The sequence below is a fragment of the Caproiciproducens galactitolivorans genome (assembly GCF_029266045.1).
Classification (GTDB): domain Bacteria; phylum Bacillota; class Clostridia; order Oscillospirales; family Acutalibacteraceae; genus Caproiciproducens; species Caproiciproducens galactitolivorans.
In genome coordinates, this window is record NZ_JAJUFJ010000004.1 from 91,370 (window position 1) to 111,283 (window position 19,914).

General features: G+C 46.4%; 15 protein-coding genes. 5 read left to right on the top strand and 10 right to left on the bottom strand.

Annotated features, from left to right (window positions below):
- Positions 1-15: 15 nt before the first annotated feature.
- Positions 16-1,725: a sensor histidine kinase gene (locus tag P9B68_RS04830; protein ID WP_277668532.1), complete on the top strand. Its 1,710-nt coding sequence runs from the start codon at positions 16-18 to the stop codon at positions 1,723-1,725.
- 6 nt (positions 1,726-1,731) lie between these two features.
- Positions 1,732-3,237, top strand: coding sequence for a response regulator transcription factor (locus P9B68_RS04835; RefSeq protein WP_135656776.1), 1,506 nt, complete (start codon positions 1,732-1,734; stop codon positions 3,235-3,237).
- Positions 3,238-3,284: 47 nt separating this feature from the next.
- Here P9B68_RS04835 and P9B68_RS04840 read toward each other — a convergent pair whose 3' ends face one another.
- Positions 3,285-4,043: a DeoR/GlpR family DNA-binding transcription regulator gene (locus P9B68_RS04840; RefSeq protein ID WP_277668533.1), complete on the bottom strand. Its 759-nt coding sequence runs from the start codon at positions 4,041-4,043 to the stop codon at positions 3,285-3,287.
- 174 nt (positions 4,044-4,217) lie between these two features.
- Between P9B68_RS04840 and P9B68_RS04845 the strand changes: the two genes are divergently transcribed.
- The 3 genes from P9B68_RS04845 to P9B68_RS04855 are packed head-to-tail and all read left to right on the top strand — an operon-like array spanning position 4,218 to position 8,228.
- Positions 4,218-4,901 (top strand): class II aldolase/adducin family protein, encoded by a 684-nt coding sequence (locus P9B68_RS04845; RefSeq protein WP_135656774.1) that lies wholly within the window; start codon positions 4,218-4,220, stop codon positions 4,899-4,901.
- Positions 4,902-4,931: 30 nt separating this feature from the next.
- Positions 4,932-6,407, top strand: a complete 1,476-nt coding sequence (locus P9B68_RS04850; RefSeq protein WP_135656772.1) for a rhamnulokinase — start codon at positions 4,932-4,934, stop codon at positions 6,405-6,407.
- Between the two features lie 60 nt (positions 6,408-6,467).
- A complete protein-coding gene (locus P9B68_RS04855; protein ID WP_277668534.1) occupies positions 6,468-8,228 on the top strand; it encodes an L-fucose isomerase in 1,761 nt (586 codons plus the stop codon).
- An 81-nt stretch (positions 8,229-8,309) separates the two neighbouring features.
- Here P9B68_RS04855 and rsiV read toward each other — a convergent pair whose 3' ends face one another.
- From rsiV to P9B68_RS04900, 9 genes are all read right to left on the bottom strand, one after another.
- Positions 8,310-9,209, bottom strand: coding sequence for an anti-sigma-V factor RsiV (rsiV, locus tag P9B68_RS04860; RefSeq protein WP_135656768.1), 900 nt, complete (start codon positions 9,207-9,209; stop codon positions 8,310-8,312).
- A gap of 2 nt (positions 9,210-9,211) precedes the next feature.
- Positions 9,212-9,709: an RNA polymerase sigma factor gene (locus P9B68_RS04865; protein ID WP_135656766.1), complete on the bottom strand. Its 498-nt coding sequence runs from the start codon at positions 9,707-9,709 to the stop codon at positions 9,212-9,214.
- A gap of 204 nt (positions 9,710-9,913) precedes the next feature.
- Positions 9,914-10,906 carry a LacI family DNA-binding transcriptional regulator gene (locus tag P9B68_RS04870; protein ID WP_135656764.1) on the bottom strand — a complete coding sequence of 331 codons (993 nt, stop codon included), beginning with the start codon at positions 10,904-10,906 and terminating at the stop codon, positions 9,914-9,916.
- 3 nt (positions 10,907-10,909) lie between these two features.
- Complete coding sequence (locus P9B68_RS04875) at positions 10,910-11,824, bottom strand: DMT family transporter (protein WP_207669525.1); 915 nt, start codon at positions 11,822-11,824, stop codon at positions 10,910-10,912.
- Entirely contained in the window at positions 11,815-13,479 is a 1,665-nt protein-coding gene (locus P9B68_RS04880) for an amylo-alpha-1,6-glucosidase (protein WP_277668535.1), read from the bottom strand. The genes P9B68_RS04875 and P9B68_RS04880 overlap by 10 nt, the downstream gene beginning before the upstream one ends.
- A 20-nt stretch (positions 13,480-13,499) precedes the next feature.
- A complete protein-coding gene (locus P9B68_RS04885) occupies positions 13,500-16,553 on the bottom strand; it encodes a glycoside hydrolase family 2 TIM barrel-domain containing protein (protein ID WP_277668536.1) in 3,054 nt (1,017 codons plus the stop codon).
- Between the two features lie 43 nt (positions 16,554-16,596).
- Positions 16,597-17,421 carry a carbohydrate ABC transporter permease gene (locus tag P9B68_RS04890; protein ID WP_277668537.1) on the bottom strand — a complete coding sequence of 275 codons (825 nt, stop codon included), beginning with the start codon at positions 17,419-17,421 and terminating at the stop codon, positions 16,597-16,599.
- Positions 17,418-18,335, bottom strand: coding sequence for a carbohydrate ABC transporter permease (locus P9B68_RS04895; protein WP_135656756.1), 918 nt, complete (start codon positions 18,333-18,335; stop codon positions 17,418-17,420). Before P9B68_RS04895 ends, P9B68_RS04890 begins: the two co-directional genes overlap by 4 nt.
- Positions 18,336-18,441: 106 nt before the next feature.
- Positions 18,442-19,707 carry an ABC transporter substrate-binding protein gene (locus P9B68_RS04900; protein ID WP_135656754.1) on the bottom strand — a complete coding sequence of 422 codons (1,266 nt, stop codon included), beginning with the start codon at positions 19,705-19,707 and terminating at the stop codon, positions 18,442-18,444.
- Between the last annotated feature and the right edge of the window lie 207 nt (positions 19,708-19,914).

The window sequence follows — 19,914 nt, forward strand, 5'->3', positions numbered from 1 at the left end:
GCAAGGAGAGAAATTATGAGAATCCCTGCAAAAATGGAAGGTATGCCGTTGAACAAACAGATTTTCGGGAGCATGTTTGCCATTTCATCGGCCATTATTTTATTAATTTCCATCGCTACCTGCAGTATTATTTTTACAAATGTGATGGATCTGGAAACGAAATCCTCTATTCAAAATCTGGAGCACATCAACAGCCAGCTGGATTTTTTCTTGACTTCCGTTGATAATTACTCGAAAAGCATTATTGTAAACGCGGCGGTTCAGGACACGACAAACAAATTCAATACAAAAAGACAAAAATTCAGCGAAATGGATCAAATGCGGCTAAAGGACGAGTTAAATACAATTATTCAATCTACTTCTTTTATCTATAGTGTCAACATATACAGCGATTCAAAACAGCTAATCGCTTCCACCGAAGTTCCCACCAACGAAGACAGCCTAAGCGGCATTGAAATTTCGTCCGACCGCATTTGGCTTACTGCGAAGAAGATATCCATTTATGACCGAAATCAAAAAATACCAGTCTTAATGCTTTTGCAAAGATTTTACAGTTACAGCACAGGAAAAATGTTAGGGTATGTTGAAATATCTATACCGGAAACGGCCATTTCCAGTATTTATGAGAATACGGAAAACGAGAACAACACCTGTATTGTTGATTCAACCGGTTCCATCCAAAGCACGGACGGCCTGTACCCCTTGTATTCCGTTTATCCAAATTTGGACAACGCGCTTTTTAAAAACAAATCCGGGTTTTACTTTATAAACAATAATATTGTATTTTATAAGTATTTTGAAAAGTTGAATTGGTATATCATTACCCAGGTCAGCAGCAATATTTTTTTGCAGCCGATTTACTTCCTTATTTTCCTTTCTGTTTTCATTGCCGCCTGCGGAGTTGTAATCTGCACCATTCTGTCACATAAAATAACACAGACGATTACGTCACCCATCAACCAACTTATCAAGCATATCCAAAAGGTCATTCAGGGCAGGTGGGAGCCCGTCCCCAATCACACCGGCCAGAATGAAATCAACTTTCTGTTTAACCGGTTCAACGATATGCTGGCCGCTCAGGCAAAGCTGAAAGACAATCTTCTGAAAGAGCAGAAAATGAAACAGAAGCTTTCTCTCGATTTATTGCAGGAACAGGTTAATCCTCATTTTTTATATAACACGCTTGATAATATCTGTTCTCTGGCTGAAATCAATGAAAATGAAACACTAATTGAAGTGGTGATGAATCTTTCCAAATTTTATCGTGAAACCTTGAGCAAGGGAAGTTTTTACGTAACCATTAAGGATGAGATCTCCATTACAACCGCCTATCTGAATATCATGCGCATCCGGTACTTTAACAAGTTTGAATTCACCATCTCGTGTCCGGATTATTTAAAAGCATACCCCTGCCTGAAGCTTCTTTTGCAGCCGATTGTAGAAAACAGCATTTACCATGGGATTGCGCAAATCTATTACACCGGTATGATCAATATTGATATCACAGAATCGGAAAACGGCATTCGCTTTACTGTCCGTGACAACGGCGTTGGAATTTCCCAAAAAAGGATTGAGGAAATCTGGGAAGAACAAAACAGCCATTTTGGTCTGAAAAATGTAGATCAGCGAATCAAACTGTATTACGGCGACCAATATGGCCTGAAAATTGAGCAAAACGCCGATAACGGCTGCACAATTACGCTGGAAATCGCAAAGGAGGTGTAAACGATCATGCTGAATGTTTTAATAGCGGACGACGAATTTTTTATCCGTCAGCGTCTGAAGCGTATTATCGACTGGGACAAGCTGGAACTGCGCTGTGTCGGCGAAGCGGAAAACGGGCAGGAGGTAATCGATTTTGTAACGAGGCACCTTGTGGACATCCTGCTGCTGGATATTAAAATGCCGATAAAATCCGGTATGGAAGTCCTGGAATATATATATGAACACGGTATCAACACCAAAGTAATTTTTCTTTCAGGATACAACGACTTCGAGTATGCCCAAAAGGCGATTAAATGCCAGGCGGTAAATTATTTATTAAAGCCCATCGACAAAGCAAGCCTGGACAGCGCCCTGATTTCCTGCAGGAATAATATCCTGTCATCGCTGAAAAGCCAGGAAGGCATTCGAAAATACAACCAGTATCTCAGACGCTCTTTTATTTATAAAGTGGCGACCGGAGGAATCGACGTTTGCGAACTGTTTCAGGCATATCCTGATTTTTCATCTTTCCGCTTCTGTTGTTTTCTGGGTATTTACTGCTATGAAGGAATGAAGTCCTGCATTGAACAGTTCAGTAAAAAGATTAGCAGCCAAAACATTGCTTTTGAGTATTTTCAGGAAAGCGAACATATAGCAATCCTTCAGTTTTATTTAGAAGAAGAACGCAATTCCGAGGAAATTTTTGCTCTCTGCAATGATTTTCTAGATGAATTTACAGGGTATCTCTTTCTATCCCTTGGGGAAGCTTTTCCGATTCAGTCTGTTTGGGCAACCCAGTATCAGATGGTATTAGATGACCTTGTGAAACGGTATTTTTACGACGGAAAAAAACTGGTTCGCCAGAAAAACAGCGAGATTTATAAAATTGATAAAAAAGCCTTTTTATCTCTGCGGGAAAATATCGTACTTTATTTGAATGCAAAAGATAAAGATAATCTGGAAAAATTGCTGGATCATTTGTTTGACGATATTCAGAAAACAGGGAATCCTCATCAGCTCAGCCTAATTGTGACGGAAATCCTCATTATTTACAGCGTAAACTCCCATCAAGTATTCCTGCCCGCAAAAAATTTGAATGCGTTTGCCTGGGAACTGATTGATGAAGGCTATTCTTTACAGGCACTCGCGGAAGTTATCGTATCCTACGGCGTGCAATGTATGGAGCATATCGTCACGATACCTTCGGATGCCGTTTTGGTCAAAAAAATAAGGGATTATATCACAAAGAATTGTACGGATCCCGAACTTTCCGTATCGAAAATTTCTGAATTTTTCGGTCTTAACTCTGCTTATGTGGGAAGCGTCTATAAAAAAGTCACCGGCCAGTCCATTGTACAGTCGATAACGGCTCTGCGAATGGGAAAAGCCATGGAACTTTTGACCACAAGGGATTATAAAATCATTCAGGTTGCGGAAATGGTCGGCTATTCCGATGTATTTTATTTCAGTAAAAAATTTAAAAAATTTTATGGATGCTCTCCCCGCGATTACAGCAACAGTGAAGAAATGTAGTAAAAATGCCAGCCATTACGCATGTACGGCATTACTGTTGTGACATTTTATTCAAACAAAATATCGCATGATGCCTCTGCCGCCGCCTTTGCAATTTCCGCCGGCGGCTTTTTCTCCGTCAGGATTGCGTCGATGCCTTGAAATCCGCTTAGCCGAAAAAAGTAAGATTGATTAAATTTGCTGCTGTCGCAAAGTAAAATGGTAGACGCCGCGTTTTTCATCATCTGCTTTTTTACCATAACCTGCTGCTGATTCGCTTCACACACGCCCTGCGGGTCTATCCCCCGGCAGGATATAATCGCTAAATCCGCTTTAAATTCGGTAAAAAAATGACTTGCCTGTTCCCCCACAATGGAGGTTGAGCCGTATTTTACATGGCCGCCCGCCATATAAGTATCCGCGCAGTCATTCTGAATTAAGCTAAGGGCGGTTGCGATTCCGTTTGTCGCTACAGATAAATTGTTATATTTTTTTAAGATGGGACAGATATTCATTACCGTCGTACTGGAATCTAAAAAAAGGGAAAGACCGTCTGCTAAAAAATTCTCCGCCAATGTGCAGATATATGTTTTTTCATCTTTCTTTTCCATATTGCGGAATGTATAGGGATATTCCCAGTTTCCACCCGTGGCAAGCACCGCACCGCCACGCTTTCGGATAACCAGCCCCATGCTTTCTAATCCGATTAAGTCGCGCCGTATGGTCGCCCGGCTGCAATAGAGCTGTTCGCACAGATATTCTAACGAAACATGCTTTTTTGCCTTTAAAATCGCCATAATTTTATCATATCGGTCTTCCGCAAACATAACGCAAAACTCCTTTACCATTCATTGAAACATTTTGAATAATTATGAAATAATTATAGCTGAATTCGCTCAATATTTGCAACAATATTTCAAATTGTTTACATTTGTTTCAGTATATTTATAATTTGAAGTAATACAAGAAATTTTTAAATATATCGACGAGGGGGAGCTTTTATGGAAATTCAGCAAATAAAAGAACAGATTTGCGATATATGCCACAGAATGTGGCAGTTGGGCTGGGTAGCGGCAAACGACGGAAATGTTACGGTAAAACTGGAAGACGGCAATTTTCTTGCCACACCCACCGGCATCAGCAAAAGTTTTATTACGCCGGAAAAGATCGTCAAAATCAACGCCAAAGGGGAAGTTTTAGAGGGAGAGGAGGGATACCGCCCCTCCTCCGAAATCAAAATGCACTTGCGCTGCTATGAAGAGAGGGACGACGTTGGCGCGGTGCTTCATGCGCATCCGCCGACAGCGACCGGATATGCCGTCGCCGGCAAAAGCCTGGACGAGTATTCTATGATTGAAACCGTCATTGCGATCGGTTCCATTCCCCTTACTCCCTACGGCACACCTTCCACCATGGAAGTACCGGAAGCCATTACGCCGTATCTGAAGGAACACGACGTTATGCTGCTTGAAAACCATGGCGCACTCTCTATCGGGACTGACCTGATTACGGCTTACTACCGGATGGAAACGCTGGAGCTGTTTGCAAAAATCAGCCTTACCGCGCACCTGTTGGGGGGCGCGAAAGAAATTTCGCAGGATAATATAAAGAAACTTCTGGATTTAAGAACGTCCTATTACCATGTAACCGGAAAACATCCCGGTTATAAAAAATACAACCGCTAAGGCATAAATAGCGCAGAAGGAGGCGTGTATATGGGAGAAAAAAGAGTACTGGCCTTTGATTTCGGCGCTTCCAGCGGAAGAGCCATGCTGGCGCATTTTGACGGAGAAAAAATCAAGCTGGAAGAAGTCCACCGTTTTGACAATGAGCCCGTTATGGTTCACGGCACACTTTACTGGGACGTTCTGCGGCTTTTTCACGAAATCAAACGGGGAATCGTTCTGGCAAATCATGCGGGCGGATTCGACAGCGTCGGAATCGACACCTGGGGTGTGGATTTCGGCCTGCTTTCCAAAGAAAATACCCTTTTGGAAAATCCGGTACACTACCGCGACCGGCGCACAACGGGGATGCTGGACGCCGTCTGCAAAAAGATCAGCGCAGAGCGTTTGTATCAGCTCACAGGAAACCAATTGATGGAGATCAATACCGTATTTCAGCTCTGTTCCATTGCTCAAAACAGGCCGGAGCTTCTGCAAAGTGCGGAAACGGTACTTCTGATGCCGGATTTGTTCAATTTCCTGCTAACAGGCAAAAAACACACTGAATGTTCCATTGCTTCCACCACGCAGCTCATGGACCCCGTCCATAAACAATGGAATCCGTCGTTGATTGAACAGTTGGGACTCCGAACTTCTTTATTTCCCCCTATCGTGAAATCCGGTACAGTCGTGGGAACTTTCACAGAGGAACTCAGCCGCGAACTGGAAACGGAACCGAAAACCGTAATTTCCGTGGCTTCCCACGACACCGCGAGCGCCGTTGCCGCCATTCCCGCCGAAACAGCGGACTTTATTTTTATTTCCTGCGGCACGTGGTCCCTGTTCGGAACCGAATTGCAGGCTCCCATTATTAATGAAAAATCGCGTCTTTTCAACCTGACAAATGAGTCCGGCTATGGGGGAACAACCACTTTCCTAAAAAATATCACCGGGTTATGGCTGATTCAGGAAACCCGCCGCCAATTTATTTGTTCGGGCAAAACATATTCCTACACCGACATGGAACAAATGGCGAAAGCGAGCCAGCCGTTTGCCTGCCTGATTGACCCGGATGCGCCGACCTTTGTGCCGCCGGGCGATATTCCCGGCAGAATCCGGGATTTCTGCAAAAGGACAGGGCAGTATGTCCCCCGTACCGACGGGGAAATCGTCCGCTGTATTTACGAAAGCATCGCTATGAAATATCAGTATACCTTGGAGAAGATACAGGAATGCACGGGCAAAGAGTATCCCTGCATCTACATGGCGGGCGGCGGTACGAAAGACCGGTTCCTTTGCCAAATGACCGCCAGCGCCGCCAACCGGAAAGTGATCGCAGGCCCTGCGGAGGCAACCGCTTTGGGGAACGCGGCGGTTCAACTGATCGCCCTGGGCCGCATACCCAACCTTTCCCATGCAAGAAGGATTGTCCGGAACTCGTTTGAACCATACACATATCTTCCTGAAAACCACAACTTATGGAAACAGAACTTTAAAAAATTCAGGCAATTGCTTGAATCGGAATAATCAGAAAACTTCGATCGGAAGAAAAGGAAAGCAAATAAAAGATTTAGGAGGAAAAGCAATATGAATTATCCAAAAATTGGAATCCGGCCTGTTATTGACGGTCGCTGGGGCGGAATCCGTGAAGGTCTGGAAGGCCAGACCATGGGCATGGCAAACGCCGCAAAGGCTTTAATTGAAGAAAACATAACCTACGCGGACGGCACCCCAGTGCAATGCGTCGTCTCCCCCTGCACCATCGGCGGGGGCGCGGAAGCCGCCCGGTGCGCCGAGTATTTCTCCGGGCAGAACGTGTGCGCAACCCTGAGCGTAACGCCCTGCTGGTGCTACGGAAGCGAAACGATGGATTTAGACCCGCTCACAATCAAAGCCGTATGGGGTTTCAACGGGACAGAGCGCCCCGGCGCGGTGTATCTGGCCGCGGCCATGGCGGCTCACGCGCAGCGCGGACTTCCGGCCTTCTCCATTTACGGCCGGGATGTACAGGATATGGACGACCGGTCGATCCCCGGCGATGTCGCCGAAAAAATCCTTCGTTTTGCTCGCTGCGCCGTTACCGTCGGGCAAATGCGCAATAAAGCTTATGTCGGGCTGGGTGCGGTAGCCATGGGAATCGCCGGGTCTTACTGCGACGCGGAGTTTTTCCAGAAATACCTTGGTATCCGCGCGGAATGGGTGGATATGACGGAAATCCTGAGAAGAATCCATCTCGGCATTTACGATCATAAAGAATATGAAAAAGCGCTTGCCTGGACAAAAGCAAACTGCAAGGAGGGCGTGGACAACAACGCCCATCCTAGTACCAGAGAGCAGAAGGAAAAAGAGTGGGAATTTGTTGTAAAGATGACGTTAGTCTGCCGCGATATCATGCTCGGCAACGAAAAGCTCAACGAGATCGGAAGACACGAGGAAGCCCTTGGCCGCAATGCCATCCTCGGCGGCTTCCAAGGGCAACGGATGTGGACGGACTGGCTTCCGAACGGCGACTTTACGGAAGCTATCCTCAATTCAAGCTTTGACTGGAACGGTAAACGCCAGCCGATTACGCTGGCAACGGAAAATGACGGGCTGAACGGTACTGCTATGCTATTCGGCAAGCTGCTAACCGGAACCGCCTGCGTGTTTGCGGATGTCAGAACCTATTGGAGTCCTGAAGCGGTAAAACGCGTAACGGACAAAAATCCGACCGGCATGGCTGCAAATGGATTCATGCATTTAATTAATTCCGGAGCAGCCGCGCTCGACGGTACCGGTGCCTGCAAAAACGAGCAGGGCAAGGGCGTTATGAAAAAATGGTGGGATATTACCGATGAGGATATCCGGGCCATGACAGAAGCGACAGACTGGTGCCCGGCAAACCTCGGTTACTTCCGGGGCGGCGGATTCTCTTCGCACTTCAAAACACAAGCGGAAATGCCCATCACCTTAATTCGTGTGAATATTATCGACGGCCTTGGCCCGGTGCTTCAGCTTGCCGAAGGCTATACTGTTGTCCTTCCGGACGAGATTCACAACAAGCTCGACATCCGCACCGACCCGACATGGCCAACAACCTGGTTTGTTCCCAGGTTGACTGGGAAGGGCGCCTTTCGGGATGTTTATTCCGTAATGGCGAACTGGGGAGCCAACCACGGCGCTTTCGCCTATGGGCATATCGGAAAGGATTTAATCACCCTTGCTAGTATGCTGCGAATCCCCGTTTCCCTGCATAATGTTCCCGACGAAGATATTTACCGCCCCCATTCCTGGTCCGCATTCGGAACAAAGGACCTGGAAGACGCAGATTACAGAGCGTGCGCCACTTACGGCCCGCTTTATAAATGATTGCTCCACTCCTAATTAATACAGAAAGCCGCTGTCTCACCAATTGTGCTGACAGCGGCTTTCCTTTCCATCAAGAAAAGCTTAATGGATATATTCGTTTCCTACTAATAGATTGGACAAAACGTCCGTCGGAATTGTAAACTCAGGCGCCCCCATATATCCGGGCGCTACATCAAATTGATTAAACGCGATGACAAGCTTTCCATCTTTATTAATATAAAAACTCTGGTCTTTCTTAATCTGCTTAAACAGTTCACTTGGGTCGATTTCCTTATCGTCTAGCCAGTACACGACATTTTGGTCTTTCTTCATTTGCTCTCTCATCTGCTTTTTAATGTTGTCGCTGATGACCTGAATATATTGGTCGTCTTTAAAAAGGCTTGGAAGGGTTAGTAAAACCTGCTTTTTCTTATCAATGGTATCGTATTGCACTCTCTCGTAGGAATCCGCCTGAACCTCCAGAACCGAACGACCTACCGACAGGATAGTATCGTTATCCGTCTTCACTTCGTAGCTGCTGTACACTCCTTTATGACCGGCACCCGCCTTTTTCATCTCCTGCATTTCCGCCATAAATTTCTCATACAGCTTTTTACTCTCCTGAAGGTATTTTTCGTTGATACTGTTCTCCAGTTTTTTGTCCTTCAGTCCCTGAATCTGGGGCACTTTGATTTCCGCTTCATAATCTTTATCTTTGACCGTATACTCCCGGAACGTCAGCACCTTCACCAGGTTTCCGACCACCGGAACCTCCTCCATAGACTTTGCAAAAGCGGGGCTTGAATTGATTTCCGCTACAAACACGCCGAAAACAATCGCGATCGACGCGGCAATCGCGCCAAGTTTTCGGAAAACCTTCTTATTGGGGATGGAATACACGCCATTTTCCCTTAATGTCTTACGCACTAAAGCATCCAGTCCCTGGGGAATCGGCGTATCCATATATTCTTTTTTCAGTTGATCCAGTTTTTGATCACGCATCGTTAATCCTCCTTCACATCACTCATCGTTATGCGCAGTTTTTGGAGCGCCTTATACAATCTGGTTTTGACGGTATTTATATTTTCGTTCAGCACTTCGGCAACCTCTTCGATTTTCAAATCTTCAAAATACCGCAAAATCACAACGCTCCGGTAGTTGACGGGTAACTCATCCAACGCTTTTTGTAAGTCAAAATTCTGGTACTCATCATATTCCCCTGAATCCTGACCGGTAAGCATCTCTTCATCGGACGGAACCGTTTTGTTTCGTTTCCTCAGAAAGTCCAAAGCAGTATTCACTTCAATTCGGTAGAACCATGTTTTTATGTAATCCGGTTCCTTTAGTGATTTTTTTGAGGAAAAGGCCTTGGTTATAGACTCCTGAACAACATCCTGTGCATCGTATGAATTTTTTACTATACTATAAGCCAACCGGTAATGGCTATCCTGATATTTCATTACATAGTCCGCAATTTGCATTTCAATTGTTTTCTTTCCCATTCGTGCGAACCGCTCCCTCCTGTTGTTTTGATACGTATCAACTTGTTTACTTCTATTAGACGCTGCTGATTGGTAAAAAGTTTTCGAAAATTTAAAAAAATTTAAATATTATCATGAGACATCAAAAAGCCTGCATAGCGGATTTGCTTCGCGCCATGCAGGCTTTTTCTTCATTCAAATTATTTCTGTTCTTCTCCAGCATAATCAATCTGTATTGCCGCCGATATCGCAGCAGCTTTCGCGGACCACCAAGGCAGTCGGGATAACGATTTTTTTGGAGACCGTGCGTTGCATGCTGATTTTTTCGCGAATAAGGGCGACCGCCGTTTCACCCATCAGATCAACATGCGTCTTGATGGTCGTAAGCGGCGGAAGCATAAACTGTGCGGTGGGAATATCGTTGAATCCGACAACGCTGATATCTTCCGGAATCCGCAGGGAATTTTCGTAAATTGCTTTATAGCAACCCACGGCAACCGAATCATTAATCGCAAAAACCGCGGTTACTCCTTGCTTTTTTTGCAACAGTTCGCTCATCATGTGATAGCCGTCCTTCGGCGTGTAGCCTCCCGCCATCACAAGCTCCTCGGAAAAGCAATCGTGGTTCCGCATAAAAAGCTCATATTCCCTTTCACGGAAATCGACGGCTTCCTCCCCGGGCAGGTTCCCGCCCAGAAACGCAATTTTCCGGTGTCCAAGGTCGTAAAGATAATTCATGACTTTGCGGGCACCCTTTTCAAGGTTGATCACAACGGAGTCAAAAGAGTCTTCGTCCGGTGAGCAGTCGGCAAAAACGACCGGCTTATTGGCTTGCCGAATCATCTTCACTTCGTCTTTATGAAACGTTCCGAGCGCGATAATACCGTCAATCCCTTTCAGCTTCTCCAGATTTTGGGAAAGCGAAAGGTGTACAACGCTTTCTTTGCCATCCTGAATCGTTTTTTCAATTGCAACACGGGCCGATAAATAATAAATATCCTCCAATTCCTCTTCCAGAGAGTAGGAATAAATCAACCCGATTTTCTGTTTTCTCTTTTTTTTATGCTGAATGGGAGTATATTCCAGTTCCTGTGCCGCTTCGAAAATGCGTTTTCTGGTATCATCCGTCACATTGATGGTTTCGTCATAATTCAGCACCCTTGAAACGGTTCCAATTGAAACGCCGGCCCGTTCAGCGACATCTTTTATTAAAGCCATAAGTTACTCTCTGCCTCCATCTTGACCCAATACGTTTTCTTTAGGCCTACTTCTATTTAAAAACGGTAGCTTGGTTTCCACAATCAATACTGCCGCAATAATCATGAGACATCCGAGAACCGTCCGGAAGGTCAGCGCTTCTCCTAAAAACAGCACGGAAGCCAGAGACCCGAAAACCGACTCACTAGATAATATTATCGCAGCCCTCGTGGAGGTTGTCAATGTCTGGGATACGTTCTGCAGCAGGAACGCTACGCCGGTGCTGAGCACCCCAAGATAAAGGAGGGCGAACACGCCGTTGACGCCAATGGAACTCTGCCCACCCGGGAAGAGAAGTATCATCGGAACCGAAAAAACGCATGCAAAAGCAAACTGTATAATTGTGAGTAAAACAGCATCACATGTTTTCACAAAAATGCCAACGCAATAAATATGGAAGGCAAAACAAAGCGCGCAAAGCAGCGTCAGCACATCCCCTATGTTAACGGTAAACGCGCCGTTGAGCATCAGTACGCCCGCGCCTGCAGCGGCGAGGAATCCTCCGGCGATCCCATAGACATCGATTTTTTCATGAAAAAAAGCCAAACCGATAAACGGCACCATTACGACATTGATCGCTGTTAAAAAAGCGTTTTTTGACGCAGTAGTGTATTGCAAGCCCATGGTTTGCAAAGTAAACGCTGCACAAAGAAAGAATCCCAACAGCATACCGGAGAGCAAAATCCTTGAATTCAAATTTTTGAAATGCTTGTGGTATACTGCGGAAAGCAAAAGCGCGCCAATGAAAAAACGAATTCCGGTAATTTGGTAAGGCGTAAGGTTCGTTTCCAAGGCTGCTTTCGAGGCGGCAAATCCCCCGCCCCAAATCATCGCGGTTACAAGCAAACCGAGTTCTCCCTTATATTTCTTCAAATCCATTCATTCCAATCCGAAATATCCCTTAAATAAAGCAGACAGACACTCGCCGTCCAAGCAAAGGCCGGATCGCAGTTTCCGCAGCCTGTAAGCGGATCAAAATTTTCAGACATGCCACTCTTTTCAATGGCCGACAAAAATCGCTGCTCATACGTTTTCGCTAAATCAAGCCTTCCAAGCTGCTTAAGCGCATCGGTAACAAGATACATAACCGGCGCCCAAACCGGTCCCAGCCAGTACCCGTCCTGCCGGTAATAGGGACTGGATACTTCCTCCGTCGCAAGGCCGTATGGCGTCAAGAAGCGATTTTCGAGCGAATCCAGCAGCTTCTCTATCGCTGCGCCGGGCAGCCTGTTTCCGAGGATAACGGGGAGACACAAAAGCAGACTGCTTCGGCACTCTAAAGGTTCCCCCTGCACTCTTGCAAAAAAGCCATCGCTGTCGCTGAGCCTTTCCAAAAGCATTCCGGTCCACTGCTGTGCCCGTTCATGCCACTCGCCGGCGGCTTTTCTGTCCCCGAGCTTTTCCGCCATCGAAGCGAGCGAATCCGCCTGCCGGATTAAATGGGCGGTAAGGTCCGGCGCCTCCAAAGGAACTCCCTTTCCAAAAACCGAGGCATTATCCCATCCGGAATCATTGCCGTGAGTATAAAAGAACAGGCCGTCCACCTTTCGATAATCCATCCAAAACCGGGTGTTGCGTTCAACGGTGCGATAGAGCTGTTCGACCACCTCTCTTCTTTTAAAGAAAGGATGGATGGATTGCAGCTTTTCGCATGTCCAACCGAAAACAGGCGGCTTCACACAGCTATAAGAGGAAAACCGATCGTTGACGAAATCCGGGTAAGCGCCGGACGCATCCTGATGATCCGCAAACAACAGCAACTGGTCCAGCGCCAGTTCAGGGTAGCTGCCCGCCACCGCCAACGCGCAGAAGCAGTTGTCCCAGCTCCACGCGTTCGCCATAACATTCTTGGAGGAATACATGGCGGGGCGGGTCAGATTGCTTTCCGCGCCCACCACACAGGACCATGCGATATAGGCTGCAAGCTCTGCCATTTCTCCACCGCCCAGTACATTCATACTGCTGAGCCAGCAGGCATACGACCGATCGGTTTCCTGCCTGGCCTGCCGATAATCCGTGTGCGGACTGTGTCCGCACACTACCCTGTATCCGGTAATCGCAAGCTCAAAGTAGTTTCCCGAAGGGATGATTTCAAAAACAGGCGATATGCCGTCCTCCTGCTTCTTTACAAGGATCGTGCCGCCCACACAGTCGAACCGATATTTATAATCCTTCTTATAAGAAATAAACTCCCATCCTCCATCGGGAAGCGGAAGAACGGTGTCGTAGCGCGTCGGCTCTTTCGTAAGCAGGCGCAAGCCTGTGTTTGTTCCGTAGATGTTCACGGTATCCGGTGTTCCGAAGCAGACTTCGACTTTTCCTTCTCCCGCGCTGAGCGTGAGGAAGGTTGGCTCCGCCCGCACCGCTGTTTTTGCCTTTTCGTTTTCTCCCGGGATTTCCAGCGTAAAAAGCTTATCCGGGCATTCATCCCCGCCATGCAGATCGCGAAGGATAACCTCCCCGCTCTCTGCATCCTGGGATATAGCAAAATAAGAACCGAACCGGCTCATTGGCACTTTCGTTAAATCAATCATTCTTTCTCACCTATTGCTTCTCACAGAGACATGAGTTCGTAAAGATCATCGCCGAAGCGGTAAGGCACAATTTCAAATGTCAGTTCAAACGGTTCCGGCTTCAGCAGGTAAGGCGGCAACTGCGCCTGACCGCAGCTTTCGCTGCCAAGACCGTTCTGCCGGTAATCAATATTGAGAATCGTTTGATCTGCCGTCTGGATTTCATTGCAGTGGCGCGCTTTCTCTAGTGCTTCCTTCGTATAGTTATGTACCGTAAAGTCGAAGGTATCCTTTGCCTTAAACAGTACCGCATTGTCCGGTGATTCAAGGGTCACCCAGTATACGTCGCTCCGGTTCCCGTTTTCCTGCGGACGGGTATACGGCGTATGCATGGAAGCCACCGTATTCCGGTAAAGGCCGAACAGAGCAGAGGTTTTGCTGTCCGGATAAGATTCCCCTGGACCGCGCCCAAGCCATGTTACCAAATCATAGGAGCGCGGCAGCTGCATTTCCACGCCGATGCGCGGAATACTCTGCGGGGCGTCAAACTGAAGCCCTTTTGGTTCCCCATACACATGCAGCAAAATGCTGTTCTGATAGATGGTATATTCATATACGGCGGAAAATCCCCAAGCCTGACTCGGTGCCCCGACTCTTACCTGAAAGGCTACCGAAACACAGTCGTCCTTATCTACAACCGTATAACTGCGGACACTTTCCTGCATCTGGTCAAGGAAATATTTGTTTTTCCAATTATCCTTTACATACATGTCGTTGTCAATCGAGGCACGCCAAAAGCACAGTTTCGGCCCGCGTGTCAACACCGGGCGGCCGTTTGCGGAATATTCCAGAAGGGTTCCCTTTAACACATCAAAGGTTATCTGATAGCCTGCTCCGGTAAAGCTTAGCTTACTGCCCTCCCGGATCCTTTTCGGTGCTCGAAAAGCGGGGCGCTGCGCGCAAGCCGGAAGGAATACCGGAAGTTCAAATTGCGCGTTTGCCGTTTCATGCCCGCAGGGGGCATAAGGAAAGTCCCTGCTCAGCACATAAGAGAAATTCAACCAGTAATGCCTTCCCGGTTTCGGATGAACAGCATGGAAGGGTACGGTAATCCGGCGGGTTTCCCCGGCATGAATGCCCTCAAGCGGAAGCTTGCCTTTTTCAAGGGTCTGCCCGTCGCAAGCAACGCTCCAGCGCAGCTCAAGATGGGATAAATCCATAAAATCATACAGGTTGGTAATGTCAAACAGGCCTTTTGAAAGATCGGCCGCTTCGGTTTTCACCGGTTCAATGACCTTGCGGTATTCCTTCATTCCCGGGGACTCCGTACGGTCGGAAAACAACAGGCCGTCAAGACAGAAATTCCCGTTGTTTGGCTTGTCGCCAAAATCGCCGCCGTAGGCGAAATATTCGCTGCCATTCTCCGCCTTCTGCCGGATGCCGTGCTCGCAGAATTCCCAGATAAAGCCGCCCTGCAATTTTCTGTATTTGCGGAAGGCCTGCTGATATTCTGCAAGACCTCCCGGCCCATTGCCCATGGCGTGGCCGTATTCACACAGAATATGCGGCTTTTCCAGCAGCTCATCCTTTCCAATTTCATGCAGCTTATCCAGCTTTGTATACATTGTGCTGTAAACGTCAGAAATCAATGTATCAGCGTCCCCTTCGTAATGAATCGGACGCGTGTCGTCAATGCGACGGATCGCCTCTTTCATCGCGATAAAATTGCTTCCGAAGCTCGACTCGTTCCCCAGCGACCACATTAGGACACAGGGATTGTTTTTGTCGCGTTCCACCATGCGAACCGCACGGTCCACGTAAGCCTTTTCCCATTCCTTGCTGTTGCTGAGCCAGTTGTATTTTCCCGTCAGCTCAAAGCCATGGCACTCCAGATCAGCTTCCTCGATCACATACAATCCGTATTTGCTACAAAGGTGGTAAAAATACGGATCATTTGGATAGTGGGAAGAACGTACAGCATTGATATTATTGCGTTTCATAATCAGCACGTCCTCCAGAAGCTGCTCGCGGGTCAAAGCCTTTCCGGTGTCACAGCAGAAATCATGCCGGTTGACTCCGTTAAAGAGGATGGCACGTCCGTTCAAAAGAAGATTGCCGTCTTTTATTTCGACTTTGCGGAACCCGACGTCGGTGCGAACGACTTCCATTAACTCCGAACCGCTTCTTACTTCGATTTGAAGTTGATACAAATGCGGGGTTTCCGCGCTCCATAAAAGCGGATGTTCCACCGGAGAATTCAAGAGGATATGGATTCCCCTTTCTTTGGGAACTCCATTTCCGTTCAGGACGGCGACTGTCTGCCCATATTCATCCATTAACCTGCAATGCAATTCAACAGGAAGATGGCTTTCCTGATAATCGGAGCAAAGTACGTCGATTTGCAGCATGGCCTCGTCGAACCCATTCTCAAACTCTGTGCGCACGAAAAGGTCATCCACGCAAATATATGGCTCATTGATAAGCTCCACATCCTTAAATATCCCGCTAAGCCACCACATATCCTGATCTTCCAGATAGCTTCCGTCCGACCACTGGATAACACGTACGGTAATCTCATTCTCCCCGGGATGTACAAGAGACGTGATCTCGAACTCGGAAGTCAAATAACTTCCTTTGCTGTAACCGACAAAACTTCCGTTGACCCAGACGTGAAAACAGCTATCCACTCCACCAAAGCGCAGAACGGTTCTCCGTTTGCACCAATTCTCTTCAAGAGAAAATTTCCGCTTATAGATCCCCGTTGGATTTTCGGACGGCACAAACGGCGGATCAATCGGGAAAGGATAATACAAATCTGTATAATGCGGAGCGCCATACCCGTGCAACTGCCAACACGACGGCACCGGGATCGTGTCCATTTTGGAAGTATCATAATCCGCCCGGAAAAAATTTGCCGGAGAATGCTCCGGGGATTCCAAATACAGGAATTTCCATTCCCCATTGAGGGAAAGAACGGATTCCTTGTTGGAAGCCGCGGCGGTTTCATCGCTATAAACAGCGTAATAAGCTCTCGGTTCCCTGCGGTTAATCCCGATAAGTCCTACATTTTCCCAATCCTTCTTTTGTTCCTGCATACATTCATAAACCTCCATATAAATTCCAAACTGCCCTCTTCGTTTATTCCTTAATCGCACCGCTCATTCCTTCTATAATATATTTCTGGGCAAATCCGAACGCAATGAGAGGAGGTATTACCATAACAACTGTAATCGCCATTGTTGGGACAATCTGCTGCGTATGTACACCCTTAAATGCTGCCAGCCCAAGGGCAAGCGTGTACTTGCTGCGATCATTTAAGAAAACCAAGGGTCCAAGATAGTCATTCCAGACCGTAATAATATTCAGCACGCCGATTAAATTCAGAACCGGTCTCATAATGGGTAAGAAAATGCGGGTAAACACCTGAAATTCATTGGCGCCGTCAATTTTTGCCGCTTCCTCAAAATCCCGCGGAATACTGGTAAGGGACTGGTGAAGAAGGAAAATATAGTACGCGGAGCCAAAAAACGCGGGTACAATTAGTGGTTTCAGCGTATTGATCCAGCCGAAAATCTTAAACTCCATATAAAGGGGAATCGCTGTAACGTCCCATGGAAGCATCATTGTGCAAAGCAAAAGGGTAAAAAGCACTTTTTTGCCTTTGAAATTGAATCTGGCAAAGCCATATGCCACCATAGAACAGGACACAATCTGCCCGATTGTAGTCAAAACGGCAACAATCAGCGAATTGGCCAAATATGTGCCGAACGGCTGCGAATTCCAAGCTGCCTTAAAATTATCAAAATGCCAAACAGACGGGAAAAATTTCGGCGGAAAAGTATAGGCTTCCGCTTCCGACTTCAATGCGGTAAGAATCATCCAGACAAAAGGCAGCAAAAAGTAGAGAGAAAACGCCGTAAGCAGAATGTAAAATATGTTTTTTTCCAATTTACTTAATTTCACGATGTTTTACTCCTTTTCTTGTTTTTCCCCGCCGCGTTGTAAACCCAGACATCCGAAGATTTGAAAACAAGCGCTGTCAGCAAAAGGATGATCAGGAACATAAACCACGCGTTCGCGCAAGCGTAGCCGAGCCTGTTTTTAACGAACGCATTGTTGAAGACGTACAGCCCGTAAAAATAGGTGGATTTCATCGGCCCTCCGTTTGTGAGCAACAGCACCAGCGTAATTTCCTGCAAAGATGTGATAATAGACGTAACCAGGTTGAATAGGAGAGTCGGCGTAATTAGGGGCAGCGTAATGGAAAAGAAAGAGCGGACATTGGACGCGCCGTCAATATAGGCCGCTTCATAAAGGTCCTTTGAAATTGCTTTTATCGCCGTGTAGAAAATCAGCATCATGGTACCGACACCCCATGCACCTGCAATAACAATCGCAACGATTGCCCAAGAAGGGTTATTCAGCCAGTCCGGCCCGCTGATTCCGATAAAAGAAAGAATATAGTTAAACACACCATATTGTCCGTTAAGTATCCATCCCCAGATGATGGACACGGCAACGCCTGACACAACCGTAGGCAGATAGAAGATAACTCTGTACGCATAGACCCCGCGTACCGGTATGGAGATCATCACCGCCAGAATCAGCGCTATAATCAAATTGAACGGCACAAAAATCAGGGCAAATTTCAGCGTAATAAATAGTGATTTGTAAAACTGCGCGTCTTTCGTAAACATTGTTATATAGTTCTGAAATCCCACAAAAACCTTTTGACCAATCACAGGCCAGTTAAAGAAGCTCATGATCAGGGAAAAGAGAAGCGGCATCGCGGTAAAAATCAGAAACCCTATGATCCATGGCGAAATAAATATCCATGGGGTAAAATTGATCTTTTTCTTTTTGGTTAATTCTTTCATCTTTTTCTCCCGTTAAACTGCTTTCAATAGTTGCCGCCGGGCATGGCGCCTGTCAAAGATTCCATGCCCGACGATTGATTCCTTGAACCCGGAAAATAAGGGAGTTTTAGAAATTATTTGCAACATCGTTTAATGCATCTTTCGGGTTCTTATAGACGCTTGGATTAAACATCTGCTCAAATGCCTGTGTAAGGCTGTCAGAAAGATCGCTCCAATTCGAATACTTCAATAAAGTCGGCGTATAGTTTTTGCTCTCCTCCAACATGGTATAGAATTTGGAATAAATCGGATCGCTGGAAAAATTCTGCGATTCTGCTACGGATTTAAGTACAGGAAGCTCATAGCCGATGCGGGCCTTGTTTAGTTCCTCGCTCGTCCAGTATTTTGCAAATTCCCAAGCGGCTTCCTTGTTCTTGCAAGTCTTCGAAATTGCAACACCGGACGACCCAACCGCACTGACGGATTTCTGATTTGAGGAATAGCGGGGTAAAAGGGCTACTCCGAAGTTAACTTTTGCATTTTTCAAGGTATTAACCGACCAGGCACCCGTGATGTACATAGCTGTTTTGCCGGACTTAAATTCTGCTTCACCATAGTTACTGGAAGTAACCGAAATAGCCGAACCGTCCTTCAGCATATCCTGCATAACAGTAAACGCCTGTGCCGCCTTATCGCTGTTGAGATAGCCCTGAACGGTACCGTTTACACCGGTATAAGATGTTCCGTTTGACCACAGGAACATTTCATAATCGTACGGATCCGGTTTTGCAGGAACGGCGTAGCCATAGACCTTCTTTCCTTGATCGGTCAATTTTTTCGCCGCAGCATGTAAATCATCCCATGTCCAGTTGTCTGTCGGATACGCAACCTTTGCTTTATCGAACAGATCTTTATTGTAATACAGGACAAACGAGGTATATCCTACCGGAAGGCCCAGAATTTGTCCTTCCATAGAGTTGTAGTTCCAAAGAGTTTCGTAAAAATTGGATTTGTAGCTGTCGCCTTCTTTCTGAATATAGCTGTCCAAAGGTTCCAGCGCCTCTTTGTATTTCGGATAATTCCACATGTACATAACATCGGGCGCATCTCCGGCGCCTATGGCCGCAGAAATCTTCGTGTCGTACTGATCGCCGTAACCTTCAAAATTCACCTGAATGTTCGGGTGGGTTTTATTGAACTCATCGACCAGTTTTTGCTGCTGCTCAAAAGACTCAGCAGAGTCCCAAGATGAAAAACGGATGGTCACCTTTCCCGAAGAGCTTCCACCGTTTGTATTTGCGCCCCCGCTCTCGGTATTGGGTGAACTGCCGCACCCTGCCATAAGCGTCAATAGTATACTGAGGGACAGAATAATTGAAACGACCTTTTTCATAATACAACCTCCTGCGTGTAATTTTTGATTGATTGAATTGTATCATGGTTTAATAAAAATTTCAATATTTTTCTTAATTTTTACGCGTTTTTTACTTATATTTTTACGGTAAAATCTTTTACAGAATGAATTTTCCCATTTTCTGCGCTGATTTTTTTAGTTGTAAAATAAAACTATTTTACTTATATTTTACTACAAAGTCTTTCG

What these genes read in the sequence shown, in the direction of transcription:
- P9B68_RS04865 (WP_135656766.1), bottom strand. Translation starts at nt 9,709, where the DNA reads ATGGGAAAGAAAACAATTGAAATGCAAATTGCGGACTATGTAATGAAA.
- P9B68_RS04875 (WP_207669525.1), bottom strand. Translation starts at nt 11,824, where the DNA reads ATGGATTTGAAGAAATATAAGGGAGAACTCGGTTTGCTTGTAACCGCG.
- rsiV (WP_135656768.1), bottom strand. Translation starts at nt 9,209, where the DNA reads ATGCGTGATCAAAAACTGGATCAACTGAAAAAAGAATATATGGATACG.
- P9B68_RS04855 (WP_277668534.1), top strand. Translation starts at nt 6,468, where the DNA reads ATGAATTATCCAAAAATTGGAATCCGGCCTGTTATTGACGGTCGCTGG.
- P9B68_RS04845 (WP_135656774.1), top strand. Translation starts at nt 4,218, where the DNA reads ATGGAAATTCAGCAAATAAAAGAACAGATTTGCGATATATGCCACAGA.
- P9B68_RS04880 (WP_277668535.1), bottom strand. Translation starts at nt 13,479, where the DNA reads ATGATTGATTTAACGAAAGTGCCAATGAGCCGGTTCGGTTCTTATTTT.
- P9B68_RS04900 (WP_135656754.1), bottom strand. Translation starts at nt 19,707, where the DNA reads ATGAAAAAGGTCGTTTCAATTATTCTGTCCCTCAGTATACTATTGACG.
- P9B68_RS04840 (WP_277668533.1), bottom strand. Translation starts at nt 4,043, where the DNA reads ATGTTTGCGGAAGACCGATATGATAAAATTATGGCGATTTTAAAGGCA.
- P9B68_RS04830 (WP_277668532.1), top strand. Translation starts at nt 16, where the DNA reads ATGAGAATCCCTGCAAAAATGGAAGGTATGCCGTTGAACAAACAGATT.
- P9B68_RS04835 (WP_135656776.1), top strand. Translation starts at nt 1,732, where the DNA reads ATGCTGAATGTTTTAATAGCGGACGACGAATTTTTTATCCGTCAGCGT.
- P9B68_RS04850 (WP_135656772.1), top strand. Translation starts at nt 4,932, where the DNA reads ATGGGAGAAAAAAGAGTACTGGCCTTTGATTTCGGCGCTTCCAGCGGA.
- P9B68_RS04885 (WP_277668536.1), bottom strand. Translation starts at nt 16,553, where the DNA reads ATGCAGGAACAAAAGAAGGATTGGGAAAATGTAGGACTTATCGGGATT.
- P9B68_RS04870 (WP_135656764.1), bottom strand. Translation starts at nt 10,906, where the DNA reads ATGGCTTTAATAAAAGATGTCGCTGAACGGGCCGGCGTTTCAATTGGA.
- P9B68_RS04895 (WP_135656756.1), bottom strand. Translation starts at nt 18,335, where the DNA reads ATGAAAGAATTAACCAAAAAGAAAAAGATCAATTTTACCCCATGGATA.